We start from the raw sequence: 23,017 nt of genomic DNA, 5'->3' as shown, positions 1-23,017 counted from the left end.
AAAACTCTTAATTCCTTTCTGTGATACTTAATCTTATTAATTTTATCACACATTATTTTATATTTACGATATGATATAAATATACAAAAAAAATAAGGAGTACATAATGAACCAAAAAGCAGTCTATATGGATAATGAAATCTTTGAAACACAAAAAGAACAAGCTTTATTATTAGATGTCCGCACTGAGATTGAATTTAAAGCGTTACGACAAATTCCAAATTCAATCAATGTTTATGTTTTTGATTTGCTCCAAGATCCATCGCGTTACTTATCAGACAAAAACCAATTAATTATTACATTATGCAATGGTGGTAATCGCAGTAGTGAAGCAGCATTAGAACTACAACAATTAGGATATCATAATGCTTATGTTTTAAGAACTGGGATTTATGGTTATTACCGTTGAAAAGAACAAGAAACAAAAAAATAAAAAGTTTTAATTATGATATTAATATCATAATTAAAACTTTTTTTAATAATTATAAATCCTCATAGAAATCATCAGTAATTTTAAACGAACTATTATTTCTTAACTTTTGTAAAATTGTTTTTTCTTCTGGCGATAATTTTGTTGGAATTGCTACAATCACATTAACAATTAAATCTCCTCGTTTTGTAGATGTTGGTGATTTGAAAAACCCATGATTTGGAATATTAAAAATACTATTTGTTTTTGTATTTGGTGGTAATTTCAAATGAACATCCCCATCAAAAGTTGGAACTTTAATTTCAGCTCCTAGTAAAGCATCTAAATAAGATACTGGTAAATTTAAATGAAGGTTATCATTAACCTGCTTAAAATATTTATTTGGTTTTACTGAAATTTCTAAATAAATATCTCCCCGTGGACCATTATTTAGACCGTAGTTTCCTTTTTCACGAATTCGCAACTGTTGATTTTCATAAATTGATTTCGGTAACTCAATTTCTACTGTTTCTTTCCCACGATAATTCCCTTGACCTTTACATTTTGAACATTTATTAGTAATTACTTTTCCGCGCCCTTTACAATCAGGACAAGGTTGTTGTGATTGAATCACACCAAAAATACTACGCTGTTCAAGGTTAACATAACCATAACCATCACAAGTTGTACAAGTATGAATGTTTTTTTTAGGGTCTTTTGCTCCAGTTCCATCACACATTTCACATTTTTTATCAATATTTAAATCTAGGTTTATTTTCTTCCCAAACATTTGTTCTTTTAACGTTAATGTAACACGTGCAGCAATATTTTCCCCTCTAATTGGTTGATTACTAAAACCACGGCGTTTTTTACCACCGCCAAAAAAGTTTTCAAAAATATCACCAAAACTACCAAAACCACCAGAGAAAATATCTTCAAAATCTCCCGTACTACTAAAACCATGACTAAAGCCACCAAAACCATTGAGGTTAGTTCCAGCATGACCAAACTGATCATAATTGCGACGTTTATTTGGATCAGATAAAACTTCATAAGCTTCATTAATTTCCTTAAACTTTGCTTCGGCATCTTTCTCTTTTGAAACATCAGGATGATATTTTTTTGCTAATTGTCGAAAAGCACGTTTAATTTCATCATCAGTGGAATTACGATTAACGCCCAATACTTCATAATAGTCTCGTTTTCCCATTACCATCTTCCTACTTTCTCTTTTAAAGAAAAGATAACTAAAAGAATTTTAGTCATCATTATTGTCTTATTTATCTTTTTTGTCATCATCATTCGTAACTTCTGGTTCAGATTTATCACCTTGTTGGTCATTCATAAATTTTGAAGCTTCAGTCATTGCTTGTTCTAATGCTGCCATTTTTGCTTCTAAACCAGTATAATCTTCTTTTTCTAACAATTCTTTAATTTCTTTGGCCATTTCTTCAGAAGCTTTTAACTGTTCAGGATCCATTTTATCCTTATTTCCTTCTAAAGCTTGTGTAATTGTTGAAAGATATGACTCTGCCTTATTACGCAATTCAATGTTTTTTAATTTTTGCTCATCTTTATCTTTATTTTGTTCTGCTTCATTAATCATTCGTTGAATTTCTTCTTCTGTTAAACCACCACCATTAGTAATGGTAACTGATTGTTCTTTACTTGTTTTTAAATCTTTTGCAGTAACTGATACAATTCCGTTTGCATCAATTGAAAACTTAACTTCAATTTGGGGAATTCCTTTTGGTGCTGGTTCAATCCCAGACAATTGGAATCGTCCTAATGATTTATTATCTGCTGCCATTTTACGTTCCCCTTGTAAAACATGAATATCAACAGCTGGTTGATTATCAGCAGCGGTTGAAAACACTTGTGATTTTGATGTTGGAATTGTGGTATTACGAGGAATTAAAACAGTTGAGACTCCTCCTAATGTTTCAATACCTAATGATAATGGTGTAACATCTAATAATAAGACATCTTTTACATCACCAGCTAAAATTCCCCCTTGAATTGCTGCACCAATTGCAACAACTTCATCAGGATTAATTGTGCGGTTTGGTTCTTTTCCTAATTCATGTTTAATAACTTCTTGTACCGCTGGAATTCTCGTACTTCCTCCCACTAGTAAAACTTGGTCTAAATCACTGGGTTTTAATTTTGCATCAGCTAATGCTTTACGAACTGGTTCAATTGTTCGTTGAACAAGGCTTTTTGTCATTTCATCAAATTTTGCTCTTGTTAATGTTAGGTTTAAATGTAATGGATTTCCATCACGCGCAGTAATAAATGGTGCTGCAATTTCAGTTTGTAATTGTGAAGAAAGATTTTTTTTCGCTTTTTCTGCTTCTTCTTTCAATCGTTGCATTGCCATTTTATCTGTTTTTAAATCAATACCATTATCTTTTTTAAATTCATCAACCATTCATTGAATAATAACTTCATCAAAGTCATCTCCTCCTAAATGATTATCCCCAGCAGTTGTTAAAACCTCAAATGTTCCATCTGCTAAATCTAAGATTGAAACATCAAAAGTTCCTCCCCCTAAGTCAAATACTAAAACTTTTTGCTCTTTATCAACTTTATCAATTCCATAAGCTAATGCTGCCGCAGTTGGTTCATTAATAATTCTTTCAACTTCTAATCCAGCAATTTTTCCAGCATCTTTTGTTGCTTGTCGTTGTGCGTCATTAAAATAAGCTGGAACAGTAATAACTGCTTTTGAAACTTTTTGTCCTAATTTTTTCTCAGCATAGTTTTTTAAATAACGTAAAATTTCAGCAGAAATTTGTTCAGGACTATAATCTTTATTATTAACATGAACTTTTTCTGATGTCCCCATTTTACGTTTAATTGAACTAATTGTATTTGGGTTTGTTACTGCTTGCCGTTTTGCCGCATCTCCCACAATAATTTCTTCATTTTTAAATGAAACAACTGATGGTGTTGTTCTTTGCCCTTCGGGATTTTCTAAAACTTTAAAATCTTTTCCTTCCATCACAGCAACACATGAATTTGTTGTTCCTAAATCAATACCAATAATTTTTGCCATATTATCATACCTTCCTCTCTTAAATTAATTATTTTGCAACTTGAACTGATGCATGACGTAAAACACGATCATGAATCATATATCCTTTTTGTAAAATTTTAACAATACATCCTGATGAAACATCAGTTGTTTTAATAATTTCAATTGCCGAATGGAAATTAGAATTAAAGTGTTCTCCTACTTTTGTCTCCATTGCGGTAATACCTTCTTCTTCAAAAACCGTTTTAAACATACGATAAATCATTTCAAACCCTGTTAAAAAGTTTTTCACTTCTGGTGTTACATTAGTAACTTGCAAAGCACGTTCAAAGTTATCTAATGTTGGCAATAATTTTTCTGCCATCCCTGCTGCACGATAACGTTTAATATCAGCAACTTCTTTATGAATTCTTTTCTTTAAATTTTCACCATCAGCTAAAGCTAATAATTTTTCTTCTCGCAAGCGTAAATTGTCTTTTAACAATAAATCAATTTCATGTTCTAAATCTTCAATAATTGCCAAATTATTTGCTTCAGCTGTCGGTGCTGTTGCTGTTTTCCCTGATTCTGACGGTGAATCAGCAGGTTGATTATTTGCTAATTCTTTCCGTAATTGTTGAATTTTTTCTTTTAATTGGTTTGGCGAAGATTTATCATTTTTTTTATTACTCATTAATCTCACCCTCTCTATCTTCTTTTTGATATGCTTCTTTAATCCGATAAGCTAATCATTCAAGAACTTCATAAAGCTTATCATATTCTAACCGCTTTGGCCCTACTAAAGCAATTCCTCCTTCTTGCATATCATCAACCTTATAAGTTGTTGTCAACAAAGCCATATCATCATTGTTAAACCCTGTTTCATTCCCAATTTGAATTGAAACAAGATTTTCGCTTGGGTTATTCTGTTGTTTTTTAAAATAATCAAACGGTGAAATTGTTTCAATTAAGCAAATAACTTGTTTAATTCGTTCTGGGTTATTATATTCCGGATTTTGGAGCATATATTGAATCCCATGAGTTGAATAACTTGGTTTAACAATACTTGTTAAAGCGTTAACAAATTGTTTTAAAATATATTCATAATGTTTTACTTGTTGTTTTAAAATTGGACGAATTACCTCAAATTTTGTTGGAATATCAGTTATTTTAGTATTTTCTAACCGTGTATTAAATAATTCAACAGAAATTTTTAAATCGTTCATTGAACTATTTTTATCAATTGTAAACATTTTATTCTCAACATGCCCATTTGTTAAAACAAAGACAACAACTGCTTGTGTTTCAGAAATTGGCAATAATTCAATTTTTTTTAATAATTCTTCTTGAAAGTTTGGACCAACAACAACTGTTGTTAAATTTGTCATTTCACTTAAAATTTGGCCTGTTTGATCAAGAATATCATTAATTGACATATTTCGATTAACAAATAAGGCTTCAATCCGGTTTTTAATATCATCAATATTTTTCTCAACCATCAAGTTATCAACATAATAACGATAACCTTTTGTTGATGGAATTCTTCCCGATGAAGCATGTTCTTTTTCTAAAAAACCTTCTTTTTCTAAAATTGCACATTCATTACGAATTGTTGCAGAAGAAGAATCTATTAAGAACGAAGCCATAATAGCTTTACTTCCAGCAGGCTGTGCTGTTTTTGTGTATTCTTCTACAATTACTTTTAAAATGTTTTCTTGTCGTTGGGTTAACACCAGCAGCACCTCCATTCTACAATTCTTATAAATATTTGGCAATTAACACTAAATAGTGCTAACACTTAATATTATAAATTTATCATTTAAAGAATGCAAGTGCTAATTTAATTTTGTGCTATTCTTAATAACCATTTCGTTCTTAACTACATCAATTGTATAAGATTTACTCTCTTGAACTTCTTCTGAAATAATAGCATGAGCAATTAACGATTCAAGATTTCGTTGAATATATCGCTTAATTGGTCGTGCTCCAAATTCACGATCATATCCTTCGTTTAAAATTTTTTCTAATACTTTTTCAGAATAACTAATACAAATGTTTTTACTATTTTCAATTCGTTGTGTTAATTCAGCTAATTCTTTTTCAATAATTTCTTTAATAACATCTTTTGATAAAGCATTAAAGGTCACAACATTATCAATTCGATTTAAAAACTCTGGTTTAAATTTTCTAGCTAATTCTTTTTGAATTAATAAACCAACACCATCATTATTTTCATTTAATAAATATTCTGACCCAATATTAGAAGTCATAATAATAATTGTATTTTTAAAATCAACAGTTTTACCTAATGAATCAGTTAAACGACCATCTTCTAAAATTTGCAACAAAATATTTAAAATATCAGGATGTGCTTTTTCAATTTCATCAAATAAAACAATTGAATATGGGCTTCGACGAACAGCCTCGGTTAATTGTCCACCCTGTTCATAACCAACATAACCTGGTGGCGCCCCAATTAATTTACTTACTGAATGTTTTTCCATATATTCAGACATATCTAATCGTACCATTTGTTTTTCTGAGTTAAAAAGAACATATGCTAAACTACGGGCAACTTCTGTTTTCCCAACTCCTGTTGGTCCTAAAAATAAGAAACTACCAATTGGTTTATTTGGGTCTTTAATTCCACTTCGACTACGAATAATTGCATCAGCAACTACTTGAATTGCTTCGTTTTGACCACGAACACGACGTCGTAAAATCTTACTTAAATTTAATAATTTTGCCTTTTCTGTTTCTATTAAACGGTCAACTGGAATACCAGTTCACTTTCCAACAATTGCAGCAATATCACGCTCAGTTACATCTTCTTTCAAAAGATGTGAACCTGAAGCTTGTTTTTCTTGTTCATGTAATTGTTTTTCTAGTTTTGGTAATAAAGCATATTGAATTTCACCAGCACGATTAAAATCACCACTTAATTGCGCTTGCTCTAACTCTTTTTTTAATTGTTCAACTTGTGATTTTAAGTTTTTTAATTTAGTAATACTTTCTTTTTCTGAATTTCATTGAATATCTAATTTTTGTTGTTTTGCTTTTAATGGTTTCAATTCATTTTCAATATCAACTAACCGTTCATTAGATGCCTTATCAGTTTCTTTTTGCAAAGCTGCTTTTTCAATTTCTAACTGAACAATTCGCCGATTTAAATTATCTAATTCGGTTGGAACTGATGCAATTTCTGTTTTAATTGTTGCAGAAGCTTCATCAATTAAGTCAATTGCTTTATCTGGCAAAAACCGGTCAGTAATGTACCGAGACGATAAGTTAACTGATGCAACTAAAGCATTATCATGAATTTTAACCCCATGAAAGGTTTCAAATCGTTCTTTTAAACCTCGTAAAATTGAAATACTTTCATCAATGGTTGATTCACTGACAACTACTTTTTGAAAGCGTCGCTCTAACGCAGCATCTTTTTCAATATATAAACGATGTTCATCTAAAGTCGTTGCACCAATACAATGCAAATCACCACGCGCTAACATTGGTTTTAATAAATTACTAGCATCCATACTACCTTGTGTCTTACCAGCTCCCACAATTAAATGCAACTCATCAATAAATAAAATAATATCGCCATTTGATTCTTTAACTTTATTTAAAACTGCTTTTAAACGTTCTTCAAATTCACCTTGAAATTTCGCACCAGCAATTAATGCTCCCATATCTAATTCATATATTGTTTTATTTTTTAAATTACTAGGAATATCACCTTTAACAATTCGCTGTGCTAGTCCTTCAACAATCGCTGTTTTTCCAACACCAGGTTCACCAATTAAAACCGGATTATTTTTTGTTCTTCGTGATAAAATTCGAATTACTCGATTAATTTCATCTTCACGTCCAATAATTGGGTCTAATTTTCCAGCAAGAGCCTCTTTATTAAGATTTTTGGCAAATTTTTCAAGAACTTTTGGATCTTTACCTGGTTCATATTGTTGTGTTAAATCCATACTTTTGCCTCCTTTAATTTTTAGCACTCTATATGCTTGTTTGCTAATTTTACAATTATATATTATCATACTAATTAGCAAAGTCAATTAAATACTGCTAAATTTTTAAAAATAATATAAATATAAAAATATTAGATATAATAAGAGATACAGGGATTAGAAACATAATTATTTTTTTAGAAAGGAGTCCCATGAAATTACAACACCTAAATAAAAAACGTTTAATTCTAATTGATTTAGATGGTACAACATTGATGAATGATGGCAAAACAATCCATCCAAAAACACAAGATGTGATCAAAGAAGCTGTTAAAGCTGGGCATAAAGTATGTATTACAACTGGTCGCCCTCATCGAGCAAGTATTCGCTTTTATCGTGAATTAGGGTTAGACAACTTATTAACAAACTTTGATGGTGGTCACATTCATGACCCATTAAAACGAGAGTTTAAACGTTTAGTTTTTCCAATTTCTTATGATGTTATTATGAGTATTATCAACCATCCTGATGTAAAAAATATTGTTGCAAATGTCTTAATTGAACATTATGATAAAGCAATTTGTTGAAAAAAAGATGAGGCAATTGAAAATTACTTTCATCTTGATGATGTGGATGATGATGAATATTTTATTGCCAATCCTTATACTGCTTGAAAAGGTCCAGCTAGTAATATGGCCTTATATTTAAAAAATGTTAATGAAAAAGATCAAATTTTACGAATTTTTGAAAATTTTAAAAACTCTGTCCAAGTTAACATTAGGCATTATAGTAGCGGTCAGGTGCAAATAATGATTAACATTACAAATAAACTTGTTTCAAAAGGATTTGCAGCTAATATTTTAGCACAATATTATAACGTTGATATTCGTGATGTTATTGCCTTTGGTGATGAAATGAATGACTTAGAACTATTGCAAAATGTTGGTTATGGAATCGCAATGAAAAATGGAAATGACAATTTAAAAACTAATGCTCGGGGAATTACACACTTAACTAATGATGAAGGCGGCGTTGGTGATTATTTACAAAAACTATTAAAAGGAGAAAATGTTTAAAAACATTTCTTTTTTTATCTTTAAAACAATTAAAAAATATTTTCATTTTTTTAATGCTAAAATACAATTACTAAATCAGAAAAATGATTTAGGCTGTTATATTAATTAAATTAAAATTGGAAGTATTGAATATTTAAGAATAATAAATATTTTCATAATAAAATTTTATAATAACACCTATATCATTTTTGTTTCTATGAAAATAATTTGTTATTTTTACTTTTTTAAAAATAATTTTGATTAATATAGCAAAAGAAAGGGGCAGAAAATTATATGAAAAAAATATTAAGTATCTTAACAATATCAACAGCTATTTTAAATGGAATAAGCACAATTACTGCTATTAAACCTAATAATAATGAAATTTTAACAAACTTTATTAATACTGAAACTGAATATGCTAAGTTAATAAAAATTAATACAGAAACAGTACAATTTATTGCTTTTGACGATAAAGGTAATAGTTTTATAGGCACTAAAAATGAACTTTATTATTTGCAGTATAAGAATACAAAAAAACAAAAGATTAATGTAATTAATGAATTGGTTAAAACTATTACTTTTCATAAAAATATTACTTACATCGGAACTGAGAAAGGCGCTTATATCTTAAAAAATAGGGAAACAACCGCTATTAAAATAAATAATTTTATTTTTTTTACTAATCATGAATTAAAAATTGATAATAATAAAATCTATGTTTACAGTTATATTGGTAATTATAATATTAAAATTGGCGAAACAACCGCCACTAAAATAAATGTACTTGACTATGTAAGTATTCATTTATTAGAAATTGATAAAAATCATAATGTATATTTTGCAACGAATCAGGGTCTTTATGTTTTAAAAAATGGGGAAACAACTACCACTAAAATAAATGGTATTGATGAAAATGTTTGAACAATTTAAATTATCAACAATGATATTTATTTTGGAACTGATTTTGGTGCTTATGTATTAAAAAATGACGAAACAAATCCAGAGCAAATAAATGAGGTAAGAGGAAAAATCTCATTAATAACAACTGCAAACAATATTCTTTATCTTGTTGGTGAAAATGATATGATTTATTATTTAAAAAATAACGAAGTAAATATTATTGAATTAGATTCAATAACAGAAAAAGGTATAAAAAAAATTATTTTGATAAAATAAATAATAATATTTATATTCAACAATATTTTGATGATATTTACTTATTAATAAACAAAAACAAAATGATGAAAGATGAAATTTTTGAAAAATGATATAAATTTTTAGCACCCGATGTTTTAAAAGTTAAATTAAGTTTTTACCAAGTTGAAGAAATAATAAATAAATTTGAAAATAAAGATAAGTCAGAATTTATGGCTTGATTAAATGCAACTATTTGAAATATCCCAGAAGAAGATCATTCTGGTGCGGGAGGATCAATTACAAATGATAATATTCAAACTATTACTAATCTAATATATGAGCACTATTCTGATTTTCATACAAAATATCAACAAATGAATGAAAACGATGAATTAGTTTTATCAACAACAACTAACGACTATTGAGACCAAAGTTCCTTATATATTATTAGAAACCTTTAGGATTTAACTAAATTATTTTATGATTTTTGTAAATTAAAAACAAACTCTAGAAAGAGTTGGTTTTTAATTTAAATAATAATAATTTCTAAAGTACGTACTATAAAATTCATTTAAAATTTCTCAATTAAGTCCTTTTTCTTCATCAGGTGTTAACATTCACTGGGCAAATCCTTCTGCAAATAATTCATCATTATCACTAGTTCGTCCATAACCAGATTGAATAAACAACTATGCTGATAATTGTTGTTGAAACGGAGTATTATTGCTAATTCCAACTTGATGTCCTAAATATTGAACTAATAAATCACCAGGATTAGTAATAAATGCACGAATATTTAGTTGCTCGCTACTAGATTCACAAATACATTTACCAGTATCAACATTAATATTATGATTAAAATAAATTCGATCAGAGGGCCAAACTGATGCATAATTTGCAATGGCATATCCTATTTCATGAATAATTGTTGAAATATTATCTGCTGTTGAATAAAAACCAATTTCATATTGTTTTTTGTTTACATGCTCTTGCAATGTTCGGCCACTAATAATCATACATTGGGCTAAATAATGGCCATTCTTTTTTAACTTTGTTACTGCTAAAGGGTTATTGCCATTACTTTTAATAATATCATTATTAAATTCAATACTATATCATAATTTTTGAAAAATTGGAAAACCATAAATATTAACAAATAAATTAGCAAAAGTAATTAAATTATTAATAAATAACTTTTGCCTATCAGAAGCAACAGCAGTAACCATTTCCGCAAATTGATAAGAATAAACTTGATTATTTGTTACTCCATGCACAACATTATCAAATGTTTGAAAATGGTTAAATTTTTTCTTTTTGTTAAAATTGTTAATTGACATCTGGCTTGCTTGATAAGTCATATTATTTTCACAATGATGAATAAATGCAAAATCTTCATCAGTTAACGATATCTTTTTTTTAAAAATTTACTATTAAAAGATTGTAATGTTCCTTTTACTAATTGGTTATTATTTAAATTAGATAAATTTATTTTTTCTTTACTATAATAATTACGGTATAGTAAACAATCACTATGTTTAGCATAGTCAATTTCATTATCGCCTTTTAAAACACATAAAAATAATCCTCCAATAGAAAAGATAATTATTACACTAGTTATTAAAATAATAATTATTGTAATATCTTCATTTTTTTCATAACCTTTCTCCTTAAATAAAATTAATTTTGATAGGTATAAAAATATTTTTTCATAATTTAAAGTTAATAAAATATTACATCGCACTAGAGCATTATATTATAACAAAATATTATCTAAATTAAAAATTACATTCATTTAATTCTAATTAAAAACATCCGTGAGGTACGGATGTTAAAATATTAATACTAACAAGATGATTATGACTATTAGGATCTCTCTAATAACCAACTTGATAATAACATTACCTTATTAGAAACTATTTTTTAGTTTAATAAAATTTTATTAATTATTATCATCAATTATTATCATCTTCAATTAAATCTTTTATTTTCTTTTTATCAATTTTAATTCAATTATACGCTTGTTTTTCGTGATTTAATTGTAGTCAAATTTTATAATTTGGATTTTTTGGATTATTAGCCGCTTGTCTTAATTTTAACTTTTGTTCAAGGGTTAAATGTCTAAAATCAAAAGGTTCTTCTTTATTTAAAGTTTGGGGAGAATCAATTGATGTTTTAACTCTTTTAGCTATAGCTAAAATCTCAGCCATTGTTTTTTCTGCCATTTTCTAGACCTTCATTTTGGACCTATTTACCTATACTTATATTATAACATTTTTTAAGTTTTCATTACCATTGTGAATTTTAGTATAGAAATTTAAAAATAAGATATTTAAAAAAAATATCAAATTATTTTTAAAATTATAAATTTAATTTACAAATAATTTGATAAAAACAAAATTTACTTTTGATTTTATTATTTTTTTATAAGATATTACTAATAGTTTAATTTTTAATTAAACTATTATTTTTAGAAAGGATGTCCCATTTTAAATCTATGAAAAGATTATTTAGTATTTTTAGGTGCAATTGGAATATTTAGTGTATCAGCATCAAGTTTAACAGCTTGTAAAAAACCAGAGCAAACTCAAAATACCGCAAAAGACCTAAAAAAAAGATAAAACAAATACAGATAACAAAAATTCAAAAAATGACAAAAATTAAATACTTCACCAAGGAAAAATGTTACAATCCTTTAAAATAACAAACTTTTTAATAAGAAACGAAAAAACACTAATAATTAATAATTTATTTAAAAATTCTTTCAATTTTTTTGCACTAAGAAAGAATATACTTAAATTTATAAATAAAAAAAATAATTTATATTATTGTTTTTTATTATTTTATAAAAATAATAATATTTTTCATTAAAACCTATCAAATGTTTCGAGATAAATATTATCATACATATTGAGACTCTGTAAGATTTGAATTGTTTTTTTAGTTAGTCTAATCTTTTCACTATGCTTGTTTTCTTGGATATGACGTAATAGTTCTGCTTTAACAATTGGTTGAATACTAAAATATTGGATTCAAGCTAAAACTCTAATTGAGCAACAGTACAATTATATTTTTTAGCTTCGGCAACTAGAATTTGATTTTCCATTGTATTAGCAATTGGGGAATATGCTTGTACCAAAATGTTTTTATTTTGACAATATTGTACACGATCTCATCTTTGATTAAAAGGATTAAATTCAATTTGGTTTAAATTTGGATAAATACTCGTTTCTTCAAACAAAATTTCAATCATATCCTTATCAAAATTACTTACACCAACAACATTAATTAACCCTTTCGCTTTGCATTGTAGCAATTCGGTATAGGCTTTGATAGTTTTGTAAAAATTTAAATTTGGGCGATGAATTAAAACAATATCTAAATAAGTAACATTTAATCGTTTTAACGACTCTAACACAGCATTGATATTATTTTCTGCCTCAATATCATCACATCAAATTTTTGTTTCAATAGTAATATCTTCTCGCCTTTGGTTATTAGAATTTAAATATTTTTTAATTGCTCGTCCAACAATTTCTTCATTTTGATAAACTTTAGCAGTATCAATAATTTTATAACCATTTTGTAAAGCATTAATAATCGCCTCTTCTTTTTTAAAAAATAAAGTTCCAAATGAAATTTTCTCTAAGCGAAATGGCATTGTTCTAACCTCCTCTAAAATTATTTGGTCGCATGTAAAAGATTGGGTTTTTGTTTTTAAATATTATTTAGTTCAATAAAATAAAGACATTTTTTTCTTGTTTTTATAAAAAACCCCAATTTTCTTTATACGACCAATTATTTACTATATTGTTTTAATAACTCTTCAACATTATCTGTTATTGGATATTTTGATATAATTTGATGATAAATATTATTATAACCAATAAAAGAATGGACAACATATTCTTTCTCAATAATTTGTAATGGTTTTAAAACTGTTCCACCTGTTAAACTAGCGGCAAAAAACATTGCTTGTTTATCAGCAACTAAATTTTGTTCAGAAAAAATTGTGTTGTAACTAATTTTTTTCTGTTCTAAACCTTGCTGTTCAATTTTCATTCGTAATGCTGTTTCTTTTTCATTTGGTCAAATTTGCTCATACCGAATTAAACGTGCAAACATTTTATAATTAGTTGCAATTGCTAATACACTCATTAGAACTCCTTCTGGTACACCACCAATTCCATACAAAAAATCAGCCTTCTTTAAAACAACATCAATTGCTCCTAATACATCTCCTTCATTAATTAATTCAACCTTAATGCCTAATTGACGCATTGTTTTTATTATTTTTTGATGACGCGGTTTATTTAAAATAATACATGATAAATTTTGCTTAATTTTTAATAAAGTCAATAAAATTGCTTTAATTGGTTGATTAAAATCAACTATTACAGCTAAGTCCTATGATAAAAACAATTTTTCCATATACATTTCTGGGATTTGTAACATTGTATTATTTTTAACAACAGCAATACATGAAATTTAACCCGGTTCATTTTTACTAGCCTGTATTGTCCCTTCAATGGGGTCAACTGCAATATCAATCGTAATTGCTTGTTGATGAGAAAAAGTTTGCCCTTGATATAACATTGGTGCTGCATCAAGTTCACCTTCGCCAATTGCAATTTTTGCTTTAACATCATTACTTGTTAACAATTTATTAATAATATCAACTGCTTTTTGGTCTAACATATTTTTATCATTTTTACCAACCAATTCATATGAAGCAATCACAGCTAACTGGACCGCACGTAAAAATAAAAGACTATTTGTTTCCATTGTTCATTCCTTTGCTTGCTATTAATATTTAATCATATAATTTCCAAAATAAAAATGTAAAATACCTTACATTTTTATTTTTTATTAACCTTAGTTTGTATTTTGTTTTGGAATCTTACCAAATAATTCATGAAAGACCCGCTTTCATCCAACTTTACTAGCATGAACTAAAAATTCATTGCTAGAAATAATAAAAGTACAAAAGACAATTGGAATAACATACACTCAATAATATCATGTTGGTTCTGAAATTTTATTTGGAACATTTACTGCAATAAAAATATATTGAAAAATTGCGGTTCAAAAAAACATTAATAATTGGGTTGAAGTTGTATAAGTGGGTCCAGACATTGCTAAACATGCATAATATAGCATTCGAGAACTACCCATAATAATTCCTCCAGCAATAACAATTAATGCATAATCATAATATTGAAAATTAGCAAAAATTTTATAACCATCTAAGAAACTTTGATAGGAAAAAACTGCGGCAATTGGTGTCCCTAATAATAACATTAATATCGCTGAAGAACTAGTTTTAATTGATACTGTTTCATGATTTGTAAATTTAATTTTTGAAGAACTCATTAAATGGGACATTCCTAATGCTTCCATTGTATAAAAGCCAGCGGTCACTAAAGCTAAACACATCCCTCCAATCGATGATCAAGCTAATCCTTCTTTAATTGCAAAATGAATTGACATTCCTAAAATTAAACATGTAGAAATTGCTAAAGCAGTTCAGGTATACTTACTTTGACGAGCACGAAAGAAAATAGCACTTCCAATTGACGTTAAAATAACATTTAAATTTAACAATAATCCTGGAACAGTTCCATCTGTACCACCTTGATGATTAATTGTTAATAAAACTGATAACTGAAAAAATACCATTGCAACCGGACCACCTAAAAAACCATATAATACAATTAGTCAAGTTTCTTTGTGACGAAGTAATTTTAAAAAATTAATAAAATTTTTTGGCTTATAAAAAATAAACATCACAAAAGTTGCCATTATTTCTTGAACTGTCACATAAAAAGTGGCATTAATTGGCGCTGCTAAATTACCATATGGTCCTTGTTCTGGAATAATATATAGCATTAATAGGACAATAGAATACCCAACTGCAGAAATTAATCCATACATAATTCCCAGAATAATGCGGCGTTTTGTACGAATAGTATCTAATTCATTTTTTACATTTTTTTCTTTTTGTAATAACTGTTGATCTGTGGTAACCTGATCTGCCATATTTATACTTCCCTAATCCATTCTTTTTTACTATAATACTATTTTTATTTAAAAACTATTAGTTATATCTTACACTAAACATAAAAAAAGTTAAACTTTTTTAACTTTTTTTATATAAATTTAATAAGTAACATTAATATAATCAAATTATTATTGTAATTAATTTTCTCCAAATAAAAATGCATCTCTTTTAAAAAGTTCGTAAAATTTTTTGAGGATACTGACTTCTTTAGATGCATATTCTATTAACTATTTTAAATTATTTTTTAAATCAAATTTAAATCTTTTAATACTCTGGCACCTAATATATCACTAATGATAGCTAATATTATAAATTTTAAAATAAAATTATTTCTTACTGGTAACAATGGCGTTATGTCATCTTTAATTTCAATCTTTTCATGTTGACGAAAATATTTTTAACTGCAACTCATTGATTCATATTCTTGATTTGTTCTTGAAATTAACTCTTTTATAGTTTTAAATGGTTTTTTCATATTTTTATACATTTTTTTTCAAATACTTTTACTTTGGATTTCCTTATCACTAAAATATTGATTAATTTTATCTCGTAGTGAAGCTGAAACACTCCCTCTATTGCGAAAGTAATTATCAATTTCATTTTTTAAGCCTGCCTCAATCCTTTCTCTTCTATCAAAATTTTTATTAATTTCATTTTTTAATAATACCAACTCACATTCAGAACTTTCAAAATATTTATCAATTTCACTTATTATTAAAGGAAGCATAGAATCTTCTAATTCATTTGATCCTTTATCCTCTTGTGTTTCTGTCTAATCTAAATAATTATCAATTTTATTTAAAATTGAAGAAGTTCCACTTGTTGAAGGTCTTTGCTCTGCACTTAATGACTTATTTATTGTCATTGTTAACACTTTTGCTAATTTTTCATCTAAGTTTGACTGTGTCATCCCACTAGTTGAAGGAGTAGTCATATCAGGGTACTCTGTTGTTTGTCTTTTTTTCCAAAATTCATCATGTATTTTCACTATTATTTTAACTTGACTATTTTGTATTTTTCTTCCATTAATTTTTTTCATTCAACAATATCATTATTGCTATCAACAATTTCATTATAATATTCAAAATAATCACGTTGTCAAAAACCACCTTTATATCCAATATATGAAGTTATTCGAATTGACTCATTATTTTTTAATTTTAAAGAACTATTATAATAATAACTAAAATTTTCTCATATTAAATCAGCAAAAGAATTTAACTCTTTTAAATTAAGTTTATATTTAGTATCATTATATACAGGAGGAAAGACTGATAATAAATTTGTTAATTTACTAATAAAATCATATTTACCATTGGAAAAGAAAATTGTATTTATTTTCTCTCAAATAATTTTGTTAATTTTAATTTTAATTTTTGTTCTTGTTGATCATTCAACAACATTATTTTTTCCAATACATTGGTTATTATTATATCTATATCTTTCTTGAACAGTTGTATTCAATTCCTGCTGGAAGGTAAGGTCGTCTTGATTATTTTTTAGTTCTGTTCTTTTACCAAAAATATCATTATATTTTCAAGGATTTTGTTGATCTCAATAATATGTATATCCAGAATAAGAAGTAATTTTTACAGCTTGATAATCAAGGTCTAAATTAAGAAATAAGTCATAATAGTAAGGAAAATTTTCTCAAATTAAATCAGCAAAAGAATTTATATCATTGTCTGTAATTGAATTTTATCATGCACTATGATCTTCTCTATGAAAATTAGCAATTCCATTTTTCAATTTAATTATAAAATCTTCTTTTAAATTTAACATAAATAAAACAACTATTTACATTCAAGTCTTAGCTGTTAGTGTTAATTTTAATAATTCCGATGACAAAAATTTATAATATTTTTCAAGAGCATTTTTTTGAAAAGAATACTGGTTAGCAGTTAATAATTTTGGCATTACTTTTGGCACTAACCTTGCTAATTGTTTATCTAATTCTAATTCTACAATAGGGCGTGCCGAAGATGAAACTATTTCAAATTTTTCTAGTGTTTTTCTTTCTGATCTGCTTAATTTTTGATCATCATATTTAGTTAAATTAATAATTTGGTTTGGTTTTAATTTTTCTAATTGTTTGTTAGTAGTTATATGTTCATATGAATTATTAGCAACTGTAAAAGACATCCCATTAATTCCAATTGCTGTTGCACTTATTAAACATAATATTTTTTTCATTTATGTTTTCCTTTAATTTTTTTATTATAAATTTAATATTTTCATAGTTAATTCTTTTGCCATAATATCATATACTAAGAAAAAACTAAACTTTAAAATGCTTAGTTTTTATTTTGATTTATTAACACATTGTAATTAAGTTAATAATTTGTTTTTAAATAATGTAATTAAGAAATTATAATTTCAAAGTAAAATTTTGTCTGCGTCTTGGTTCAACCCAAGAAGGTCGGATTAGCAGCAGTTGCTTTAGCTGTTAATTTAACATTAATAGTATTATTAACATATTCAAAATCTAAAAATAATTCGCCATATGCGATAACATATGTATCTTTATCAGCTGTATATCAAATATTACCAATATTTTTTCTTTTTAATTTTATTTCGCTTACTAAAGGTATTCCCAATACTATTTTATCAGAAGAGTCAAATGAAAATAAATTCACCCAACCAGTGCTAGTTTGTGAGTCAAAACTACTTCCTTCTGCTCATCCTTCATAACTATTTGATAATTCTTTTATTTGAAATAATGAGTATTTATTTTTAGGGAATAATTCTTTAGTTCAAAAAATACATTTTAACTAGAATTTATTCTTGCAAAACCATCAACTTTAGTTACAGGTGTTTTTAATTCAATTTTTTCACAAATAATATTTTTTTACTTATATTATTTTTTCTTTTTATTAAATTTATTTTTTTTCTATTTTTTCTTATTTTATAAAATGAATTAGTATTTAACAAAAAAATCTAGGTAATAATAATTCTAAGTTCTTTTTCATAATTTATTGTCCTATCTGAATTAAAAGATCAATTAAAAGATTAAGTTTTTAAATTTATCTATCTTTAACAATAAATTATTCTTAATATATTTTTTAATCATTTATTTCACTATTGGATATATTAGAAATAAAACACAATTACTTGGTAATTTATTTTTCCCAATCCCAGCAAAAGAATAATATAAACCACTATTTAAATTTTTACCAAAAGTAAATAAAGTAGCTCAACTTTTGTTTTCAGAATATTTTCATGCTAAAAATGAGCCTTCTCGTTTATTAATATCAACTATTTTTTCTCCTTTTGCTCTCTCAAATAATGGATGTGATATTAAATTAAATAATTCAATGTCTTCTAAATCCGTTGCTTCTTCAGAACTTTTAAAATCATCCAATAAAATTTTTGTTACTCCTTTTAATCCATCTCTTTGATTTTTATCTAATAATTTTTTAAATAGTAAATTAGAAACTTTAAGTTCAACTTCCTGAGTTGTAATTTTTAAACTATTTATATATTTTCAAAAAGCAATAATAATTTTCCCTCAATTATTTAATTTTTTATCAATTGCCGCCTTTGACAATTGTAAACTTACCATTAAATCCTCACCATCATTATTTTTGGCATAACCTGATAAACCTATACCATAAATATTAATATAGGTTAAATTAATTTTAAAAGTTCCTAAACTTAAATAATCTGTTTCATTAATATTTAAACCAGGACTAATTTTATTCTTATAAAAATTAACAAAATCACCTTCTGTAACATTTTCAATAGTCTTTGATCCTTCATCGCCTTTAAATCAATTAGCTAAAGTTAAATTATTAATATTTCGATTATCTTTCAAACTATCAAAGCCTTTATTTTTAGCAGATAAATCTCCCTTCATAACTTGTTCTATTAATTCAACAGCATTATAAGTTATTTCTATATTCTGAAATTCTTTTTTACTACTAATATATTCTTTAAATGAAAACTTTAATCTTTCATCTAAAGCTGTAGTTTTTTCCGAAAAATCTCATTGAACATTATCATATAAAGGCTTAAAAATATCATTTGTACTAAAATCAGCGTTTTCTAAGTTATTAAAATATTCTTGAATATTTTTAATTAAAAAAGTTGTTGCTCTGTCAGAAAGAACTTTTAATGCGGTTGTATTCTCAGTAACATTATAGATTGTAGAAATTTCAAAACTTGAAAATAATGTTTTAAAATTAATACTTACCACAGCTTTAAAATCAATTCGAACAGCACTAAATGGTTCTGGATTAATATCAACAGGAAATTTATTTTTTATCGCTTCAACATTTACAAAATTAACATTAATAACACTACGCTCTTCATCAAAATTTAATGGCATACTATTAGGAAAATAATTTGAATATTCATTCTGTAAATTATAATTTACTGTTTCAAAAATCTTCGTAAAATCATTAATAAAATAATTTGCTAATTTTTTATCTTCAGCATTGTTTAAATTCAATTTATACATTGAATTAACATTGTCAACTTTTGCATAAATTTTTGCTAAATTATTTTTGCCACTATCGACATACATCTTTTCTTTTATTTTCTCAGTAATTGCAGTAACTGCTTTATTCTGAATTTCAGATAATACTTCAATATCACGCGCAGTTGTATCTTCTTTTTTCGTCTTAGTCTTTGTATGACATGTTACAATATTTGACACACCAGTGCCGACTAAAGTTACAGCACCTAAAACACTTAATAATTTTTTCATAGTTTTTTTCTCCTATTTTTTATAAATTTAATTATTTACTTTTGCTTTCATATTTGTAAATATACCCCATTTTTTTCTTTTTCTCCTACAAACGAATAATATAAACCATGCTCTAATTTTTCACCAAAAGTAAATAAAGCAGCTCAATTTTGTTTCAAATATAGATGAACTCATTCTAAAAGATTATTGTTCGCACTATTTTTCGTTCCTTTTACTCTTTCAAATAATGGATGTGATATTAAATTAAATAATTCAATGTCTTCTAAATCCGTTGCTTCTTCAGAACTTTTAAAACTATCTACTAATACTTTCAAAGTTCCTTTTAATCCATCTCTTTGATTTTTATCTAATAACTTTTGAAATAATAATTTTGGTACTACCACGTGAACTACTCCATAACGAACATACATTGACTCATTATTGGTAATATATTTTCAAAAAGCAATAATAATTTTCCCTCAATTATTTAATTTTTTATCAATTGCCGCCTTTGACAATTGTAAACTTACCATTAAATCCTCACCATCATTATTTTTGGCATAACCTGACAAACATATACCATAAATATTAATATAGGTTAAATTAATTTTAAAAGTTCCTAAACTTAAATAATCTGTTTCATTAATATTTAAACCAGTACCAATTTTATTCTTATAAAAATTAACAAAATCACTTTCTGTTACACCCCTATTAGTTTTTCAACCATTTTTGTCCGCATATTTAAATCATTGTGATAATTCCAAGTCATGAATATTTCTACTATCCGATATAATATCATAACCTTTCTTTTGAACAGACAAAGTTCCTTTTGTTAGTTGGTCAACCAAAGATACAGCATTATAAGTTATTTCTATATTCTGAAATTCTTTTTTACTACTAATATATTCTTTAAATGAAAACTTTAATCTTTCATCTAAAGCTGTAGTTTTTTCCGAAAAATCTCATTGAACATTATCATATAAAGGCTTAAAAATATCATTTGTACTAAAATCAGCGTTTTCTAAGTTATTAAAATATTCTTGAATATTTTTAATTAAAAAAGTTGTTGCTCTGTCAGAAAGAACTTTTAATGCGGTTGTATTCTCAGTAACATTATAGATTGTAGAAATTTCAAAACTTGAAAATAATGTTTTAAAATTAATACTTACCACAGCTTTAAAATCAATTCGAACAGCACTAAATGGTTCTGGATTAATATCAACAGGAAATTTATTTTTTATCGCTTCAACATTTACAAAATTAACATTAATAACACTACGCTCTTCATCAAAATTTAATGGCATACTATTAGGAAAATAATTTGAATATTCATTCTGTAAATTATAATTTACTGTTTCAAAAATCTTCGTAAAATCATTAATAAAATAATTTGCTAATTTTTTATCTTCAGCATTGTTTAAATTCAATTGATACATTGAATTAACATTGTCAACTTTTGCATAAATTTTTGCTAAATTATTTTTGCCACTATCGACATACATCTTTTCTTTTATTTTCTCAGTAATTGCAGTAACTGCTTTATTCTGAATTTCAGATAATACTTCAATATCACGCGCAGTTGTATCTTCTTTTTTCGTCTTAGTCTTTGTATGACATGTTACAATATTTGACACACCAGTGCCGACTAAAGTTACAGCACCTAAAACACTTAATAATTTTTTCATGTTTTTTCTCCTATTTCTTGCACTTTAATTTTTTTATTTTAGAATAAAATTAAAATAGTGCCGGAGGAGGATTATTTTGTTTAATAAATAGATAAATTCATTTTGTAGTAAAAAAATTAATAACTATATCATATAAGTATCTAAAAATATAAGCAGTAAACATTAGTAATTCCTTCTCTTTCTTTTGAATAACATTATTGATACTTATTTAATTAAGACTATATTTATAATTTTTCAAAATTAATCTATCGCCTTATTCTCCATTATAAAAAAGGGAGTGTTGCATATAAACGGATATTACTTAATTTATTTAAAAACAAGAAACTTTTTTCTTTTATAAAAAAATAATAACACAAAAAAATAAAAATACAAAAAATAATTTCATATTTTAAAATATTAAAAAATAGTTTAAAAACTAAAATTAAATCTCATAATTTTTAAATCCAAAATATTTTTAAATGTTGAAAATGAAAATGTTTTATTCCCATATCCCAAACAAGATTTTACAACTCTTGAAACATCACTTTCAGCAGATACGCCAATATTTCACTCTTTATTTTGATTTAAAATACCATTTTTTAAATTAATAAAATACCTTAATTTAATTCTTTCATTCTGTAATGATTTTAAAAAAGTTATAAATTCGTCGTATTTTCCTTGTAAAAATAATTCCTTCGCGTGTAAATAATTTTTAAAGGATTCTTTACTACAATTACCACAATATATATTATTCTTTAATTCTCTTATTGCATGAAATCTATCAAATATAAACATACCATCTAAAATTTTAGCAGTTTTTTTAATTCATTTAGCACTATCCCCACCAATAATTAATTTAATATTTTCATAATTTTTAAAAAATTTTTGAATTTGTTTTTTAATAAATAAAGCATTAAATTCTGCTCCTCGAGTTTTCTTATTAAGAAAAAAATAACAATATTTTTTATTTAAAGATTTATTATTTTTATTTTTTAAAGTTACATGTGCATCATCCAAATTGATATATAAATT

The 23,017-nt window shown here is 26.0% G+C and carries 23 protein-coding genes and 1 pseudogene; 5 read left to right on the top strand and 19 right to left on the bottom strand.

The features are described 5' to 3' along the window. Positions 1-106 precede the first annotated feature (106 nt). Positions 107-433 carry a rhodanese-like domain-containing protein gene (locus ABNT63_RS00680; RefSeq protein ID WP_348735982.1) on the top strand — a complete coding sequence of 109 codons (327 nt, stop codon included), beginning with the start codon at positions 107-109 and terminating at the stop codon, positions 431-433. Positions 434-482: 49 nt separating this feature from the next. Here ABNT63_RS00680 and dnaJ read toward each other — a convergent pair whose 3' ends face one another. The 5 genes from dnaJ to ABNT63_RS00655 form a co-directional block, all read right to left on the bottom strand. Next, the gene (dnaJ, locus tag ABNT63_RS00675; protein WP_348735981.1) at positions 483-1,619 is read right to left on the bottom strand and encodes a molecular chaperone DnaJ; all 1,137 of its coding nucleotides are present in this window, start codon (positions 1,617-1,619) and stop codon (positions 483-485) included. Between the two features lie 66 nt (positions 1,620-1,685). Next, complete coding sequence (gene dnaK, locus ABNT63_RS00670) at positions 1,686-3,467, bottom strand: molecular chaperone DnaK (RefSeq protein WP_348735980.1); 1,782 nt, start codon at positions 3,465-3,467, stop codon at positions 1,686-1,688. 28 nt (positions 3,468-3,495) lie between these two features. After that, positions 3,496-4,119, bottom strand: coding sequence for a nucleotide exchange factor GrpE (locus tag ABNT63_RS00665; protein WP_348735979.1), 624 nt, complete (start codon positions 4,117-4,119; stop codon positions 3,496-3,498). Beyond that, positions 4,112-5,158: a heat-inducible transcriptional repressor HrcA gene (gene hrcA, locus ABNT63_RS00660; RefSeq protein ID WP_348735978.1), complete on the bottom strand. Its 1,047-nt coding sequence runs from the start codon at positions 5,156-5,158 to the stop codon at positions 4,112-4,114. Before hrcA ends, ABNT63_RS00665 begins: the two co-directional genes overlap by 8 nt. 102 nt (positions 5,159-5,260) lie before the next feature. Beyond that, complete coding sequence (locus ABNT63_RS00655; RefSeq protein WP_348735977.1) at positions 5,261-7,402, bottom strand: ATP-dependent Clp protease ATP-binding subunit; 2,142 nt, start codon at positions 7,400-7,402, stop codon at positions 5,261-5,263. Positions 7,403-7,593: 191 nt separating this feature from the next. Here ABNT63_RS00655 and ABNT63_RS00650 point away from each other — a divergent pair, with 191 nt between their 5' ends. The 3 genes from ABNT63_RS00650 to ABNT63_RS00640 all read left to right on the top strand — a co-directional run bounded on the left by ABNT63_RS00650 (position 7,594) and on the right by ABNT63_RS00640 (position 10,037). Beyond that, the gene (locus tag ABNT63_RS00650) at positions 7,594-8,457 is read left to right on the top strand and encodes a Cof-type HAD-IIB family hydrolase (RefSeq protein WP_348735976.1); all 864 of its coding nucleotides are present in this window, start codon (positions 7,594-7,596) and stop codon (positions 8,455-8,457) included. A 273-nt stretch (positions 8,458-8,730) separates the two neighbouring features. Next, complete coding sequence (locus ABNT63_RS00645; protein ID WP_348735975.1) at positions 8,731-9,369, top strand: hypothetical protein; 639 nt, start codon at positions 8,731-8,733, stop codon at positions 9,367-9,369. A 308-nt stretch (positions 9,370-9,677) separates the two neighbouring features. Further along, the gene (locus tag ABNT63_RS00640; protein WP_348735974.1) at positions 9,678-10,037 is read left to right on the top strand and encodes a hypothetical protein; all 360 of its coding nucleotides are present in this window, start codon (positions 9,678-9,680) and stop codon (positions 10,035-10,037) included. A gap of 63 nt (positions 10,038-10,100) precedes the next feature. Here ABNT63_RS00640 and ABNT63_RS00635 read toward each other — a convergent pair whose 3' ends face one another. The 11 genes and pseudogenes from ABNT63_RS00635 to ABNT63_RS00585 all read right to left on the bottom strand — a co-directional run bounded on the left by ABNT63_RS00635 (position 10,101) and on the right by ABNT63_RS00585 (position 17,827). After that, positions 10,101-10,265, bottom strand: coding sequence for a hypothetical protein (locus ABNT63_RS00635; RefSeq protein WP_348735973.1), 165 nt, complete (start codon positions 10,263-10,265; stop codon positions 10,101-10,103). Beyond that, a complete protein-coding gene (locus tag ABNT63_RS00630) occupies positions 10,266-10,934 on the bottom strand; it encodes a hypothetical protein (RefSeq protein WP_348735972.1) in 669 nt (222 codons plus the stop codon). A 41-nt stretch (positions 10,935-10,975) separates the two neighbouring features. Then, positions 10,976-11,317 (bottom strand): hypothetical protein, encoded by a 342-nt coding sequence (locus tag ABNT63_RS00625; protein ID WP_348735971.1) that lies wholly within the window; start codon positions 11,315-11,317, stop codon positions 10,976-10,978. A gap of 205 nt (positions 11,318-11,522) precedes the next feature. After that, positions 11,523-11,798 carry a hypothetical protein gene (locus tag ABNT63_RS00620; protein ID WP_348735970.1) on the bottom strand — a complete coding sequence of 92 codons (276 nt, stop codon included), beginning with the start codon at positions 11,796-11,798 and terminating at the stop codon, positions 11,523-11,525. An 812-nt stretch (positions 11,799-12,610) separates the two neighbouring features. Then, complete coding sequence (locus tag ABNT63_RS00615; protein WP_348735969.1) at positions 12,611-13,234, bottom strand: aldo/keto reductase family protein; 624 nt, start codon at positions 13,232-13,234, stop codon at positions 12,611-12,613. 137 nt (positions 13,235-13,371) lie between these two features. Further along, a pseudogene (locus ABNT63_RS00610) lies at positions 13,372-14,358 on the bottom strand (fructose-bisphosphatase class II). A 90-nt stretch (positions 14,359-14,448) separates the two neighbouring features. Further along, positions 14,449-15,612: a hypothetical protein gene (locus tag ABNT63_RS00605; RefSeq protein ID WP_348735968.1), complete on the bottom strand. Its 1,164-nt coding sequence runs from the start codon at positions 15,610-15,612 to the stop codon at positions 14,449-14,451. Between the two features lie 419 nt (positions 15,613-16,031). Continuing rightward, the gene (locus tag ABNT63_RS00600; protein ID WP_348735967.1) at positions 16,032-16,361 is read right to left on the bottom strand and encodes a hypothetical protein; all 330 of its coding nucleotides are present in this window, start codon (positions 16,359-16,361) and stop codon (positions 16,032-16,034) included. A gap of 45 nt (positions 16,362-16,406) precedes the next feature. Next, positions 16,407-16,622 carry a hypothetical protein gene (locus ABNT63_RS00595; RefSeq protein ID WP_348735966.1) on the bottom strand — a complete coding sequence of 72 codons (216 nt, stop codon included), beginning with the start codon at positions 16,620-16,622 and terminating at the stop codon, positions 16,407-16,409. 2 nt (positions 16,623-16,624) lie between these two features. Then, on the bottom strand, positions 16,625-17,098 hold the full coding sequence (locus tag ABNT63_RS00590) for a hypothetical protein (protein ID WP_348735965.1): 474 nt from the start codon (positions 17,096-17,098) through the stop codon (positions 16,625-16,627). A gap of 333 nt (positions 17,099-17,431) precedes the next feature. Next, positions 17,432-17,827 (bottom strand): hypothetical protein, encoded by a 396-nt coding sequence (locus ABNT63_RS00585; RefSeq protein ID WP_348735964.1) that lies wholly within the window; start codon positions 17,825-17,827, stop codon positions 17,432-17,434. Between the two features lie 207 nt (positions 17,828-18,034). Between ABNT63_RS00585 and ABNT63_RS00580 the strand changes: the two genes are divergently transcribed. After that, complete coding sequence (locus ABNT63_RS00580; RefSeq protein ID WP_348735963.1) at positions 18,035-18,325, top strand: hypothetical protein; 291 nt, start codon at positions 18,035-18,037, stop codon at positions 18,323-18,325. A 379-nt stretch (positions 18,326-18,704) separates the two neighbouring features. Here the strand turns inward: ABNT63_RS00580 and ABNT63_RS00575 are convergent, their stop codons facing one another. The 3 genes from ABNT63_RS00575 to ABNT63_RS00565 all read right to left on the bottom strand — a co-directional run bounded on the left by ABNT63_RS00575 (position 18,705) and on the right by ABNT63_RS00565 (position 23,002). Then, a complete protein-coding gene (locus ABNT63_RS00575) occupies positions 18,705-20,342 on the bottom strand; it encodes a lipoprotein (protein WP_348735962.1) in 1,638 nt (545 codons plus the stop codon). Positions 20,343-20,377: 35 nt separating this feature from the next. After that, positions 20,378-22,006: a lipoprotein gene (locus ABNT63_RS00570; protein WP_348735961.1), complete on the bottom strand. Its 1,629-nt coding sequence runs from the start codon at positions 22,004-22,006 to the stop codon at positions 20,378-20,380. A gap of 408 nt (positions 22,007-22,414) precedes the next feature. Further along, the gene (locus tag ABNT63_RS00565) at positions 22,415-23,002 is read right to left on the bottom strand and encodes a UPF0236 family transposase-like protein (RefSeq protein ID WP_348735960.1); all 588 of its coding nucleotides are present in this window, start codon (positions 23,000-23,002) and stop codon (positions 22,415-22,417) included. Positions 23,003-23,017: the final 15 nt, after the last annotated feature.

This window comes from Spiroplasma endosymbiont of Ammophila pubescens (genome assembly GCF_964020965.1).
Lineage (GTDB): Bacteria > Bacillota_I > Bacilli_A > Mycoplasmatales > Mycoplasmataceae > Spiroplasma.
The sequence above is the reverse complement of the archived record's forward strand: the minus strand, read 5'-3'. Positions and strand labels throughout refer to the sequence as shown.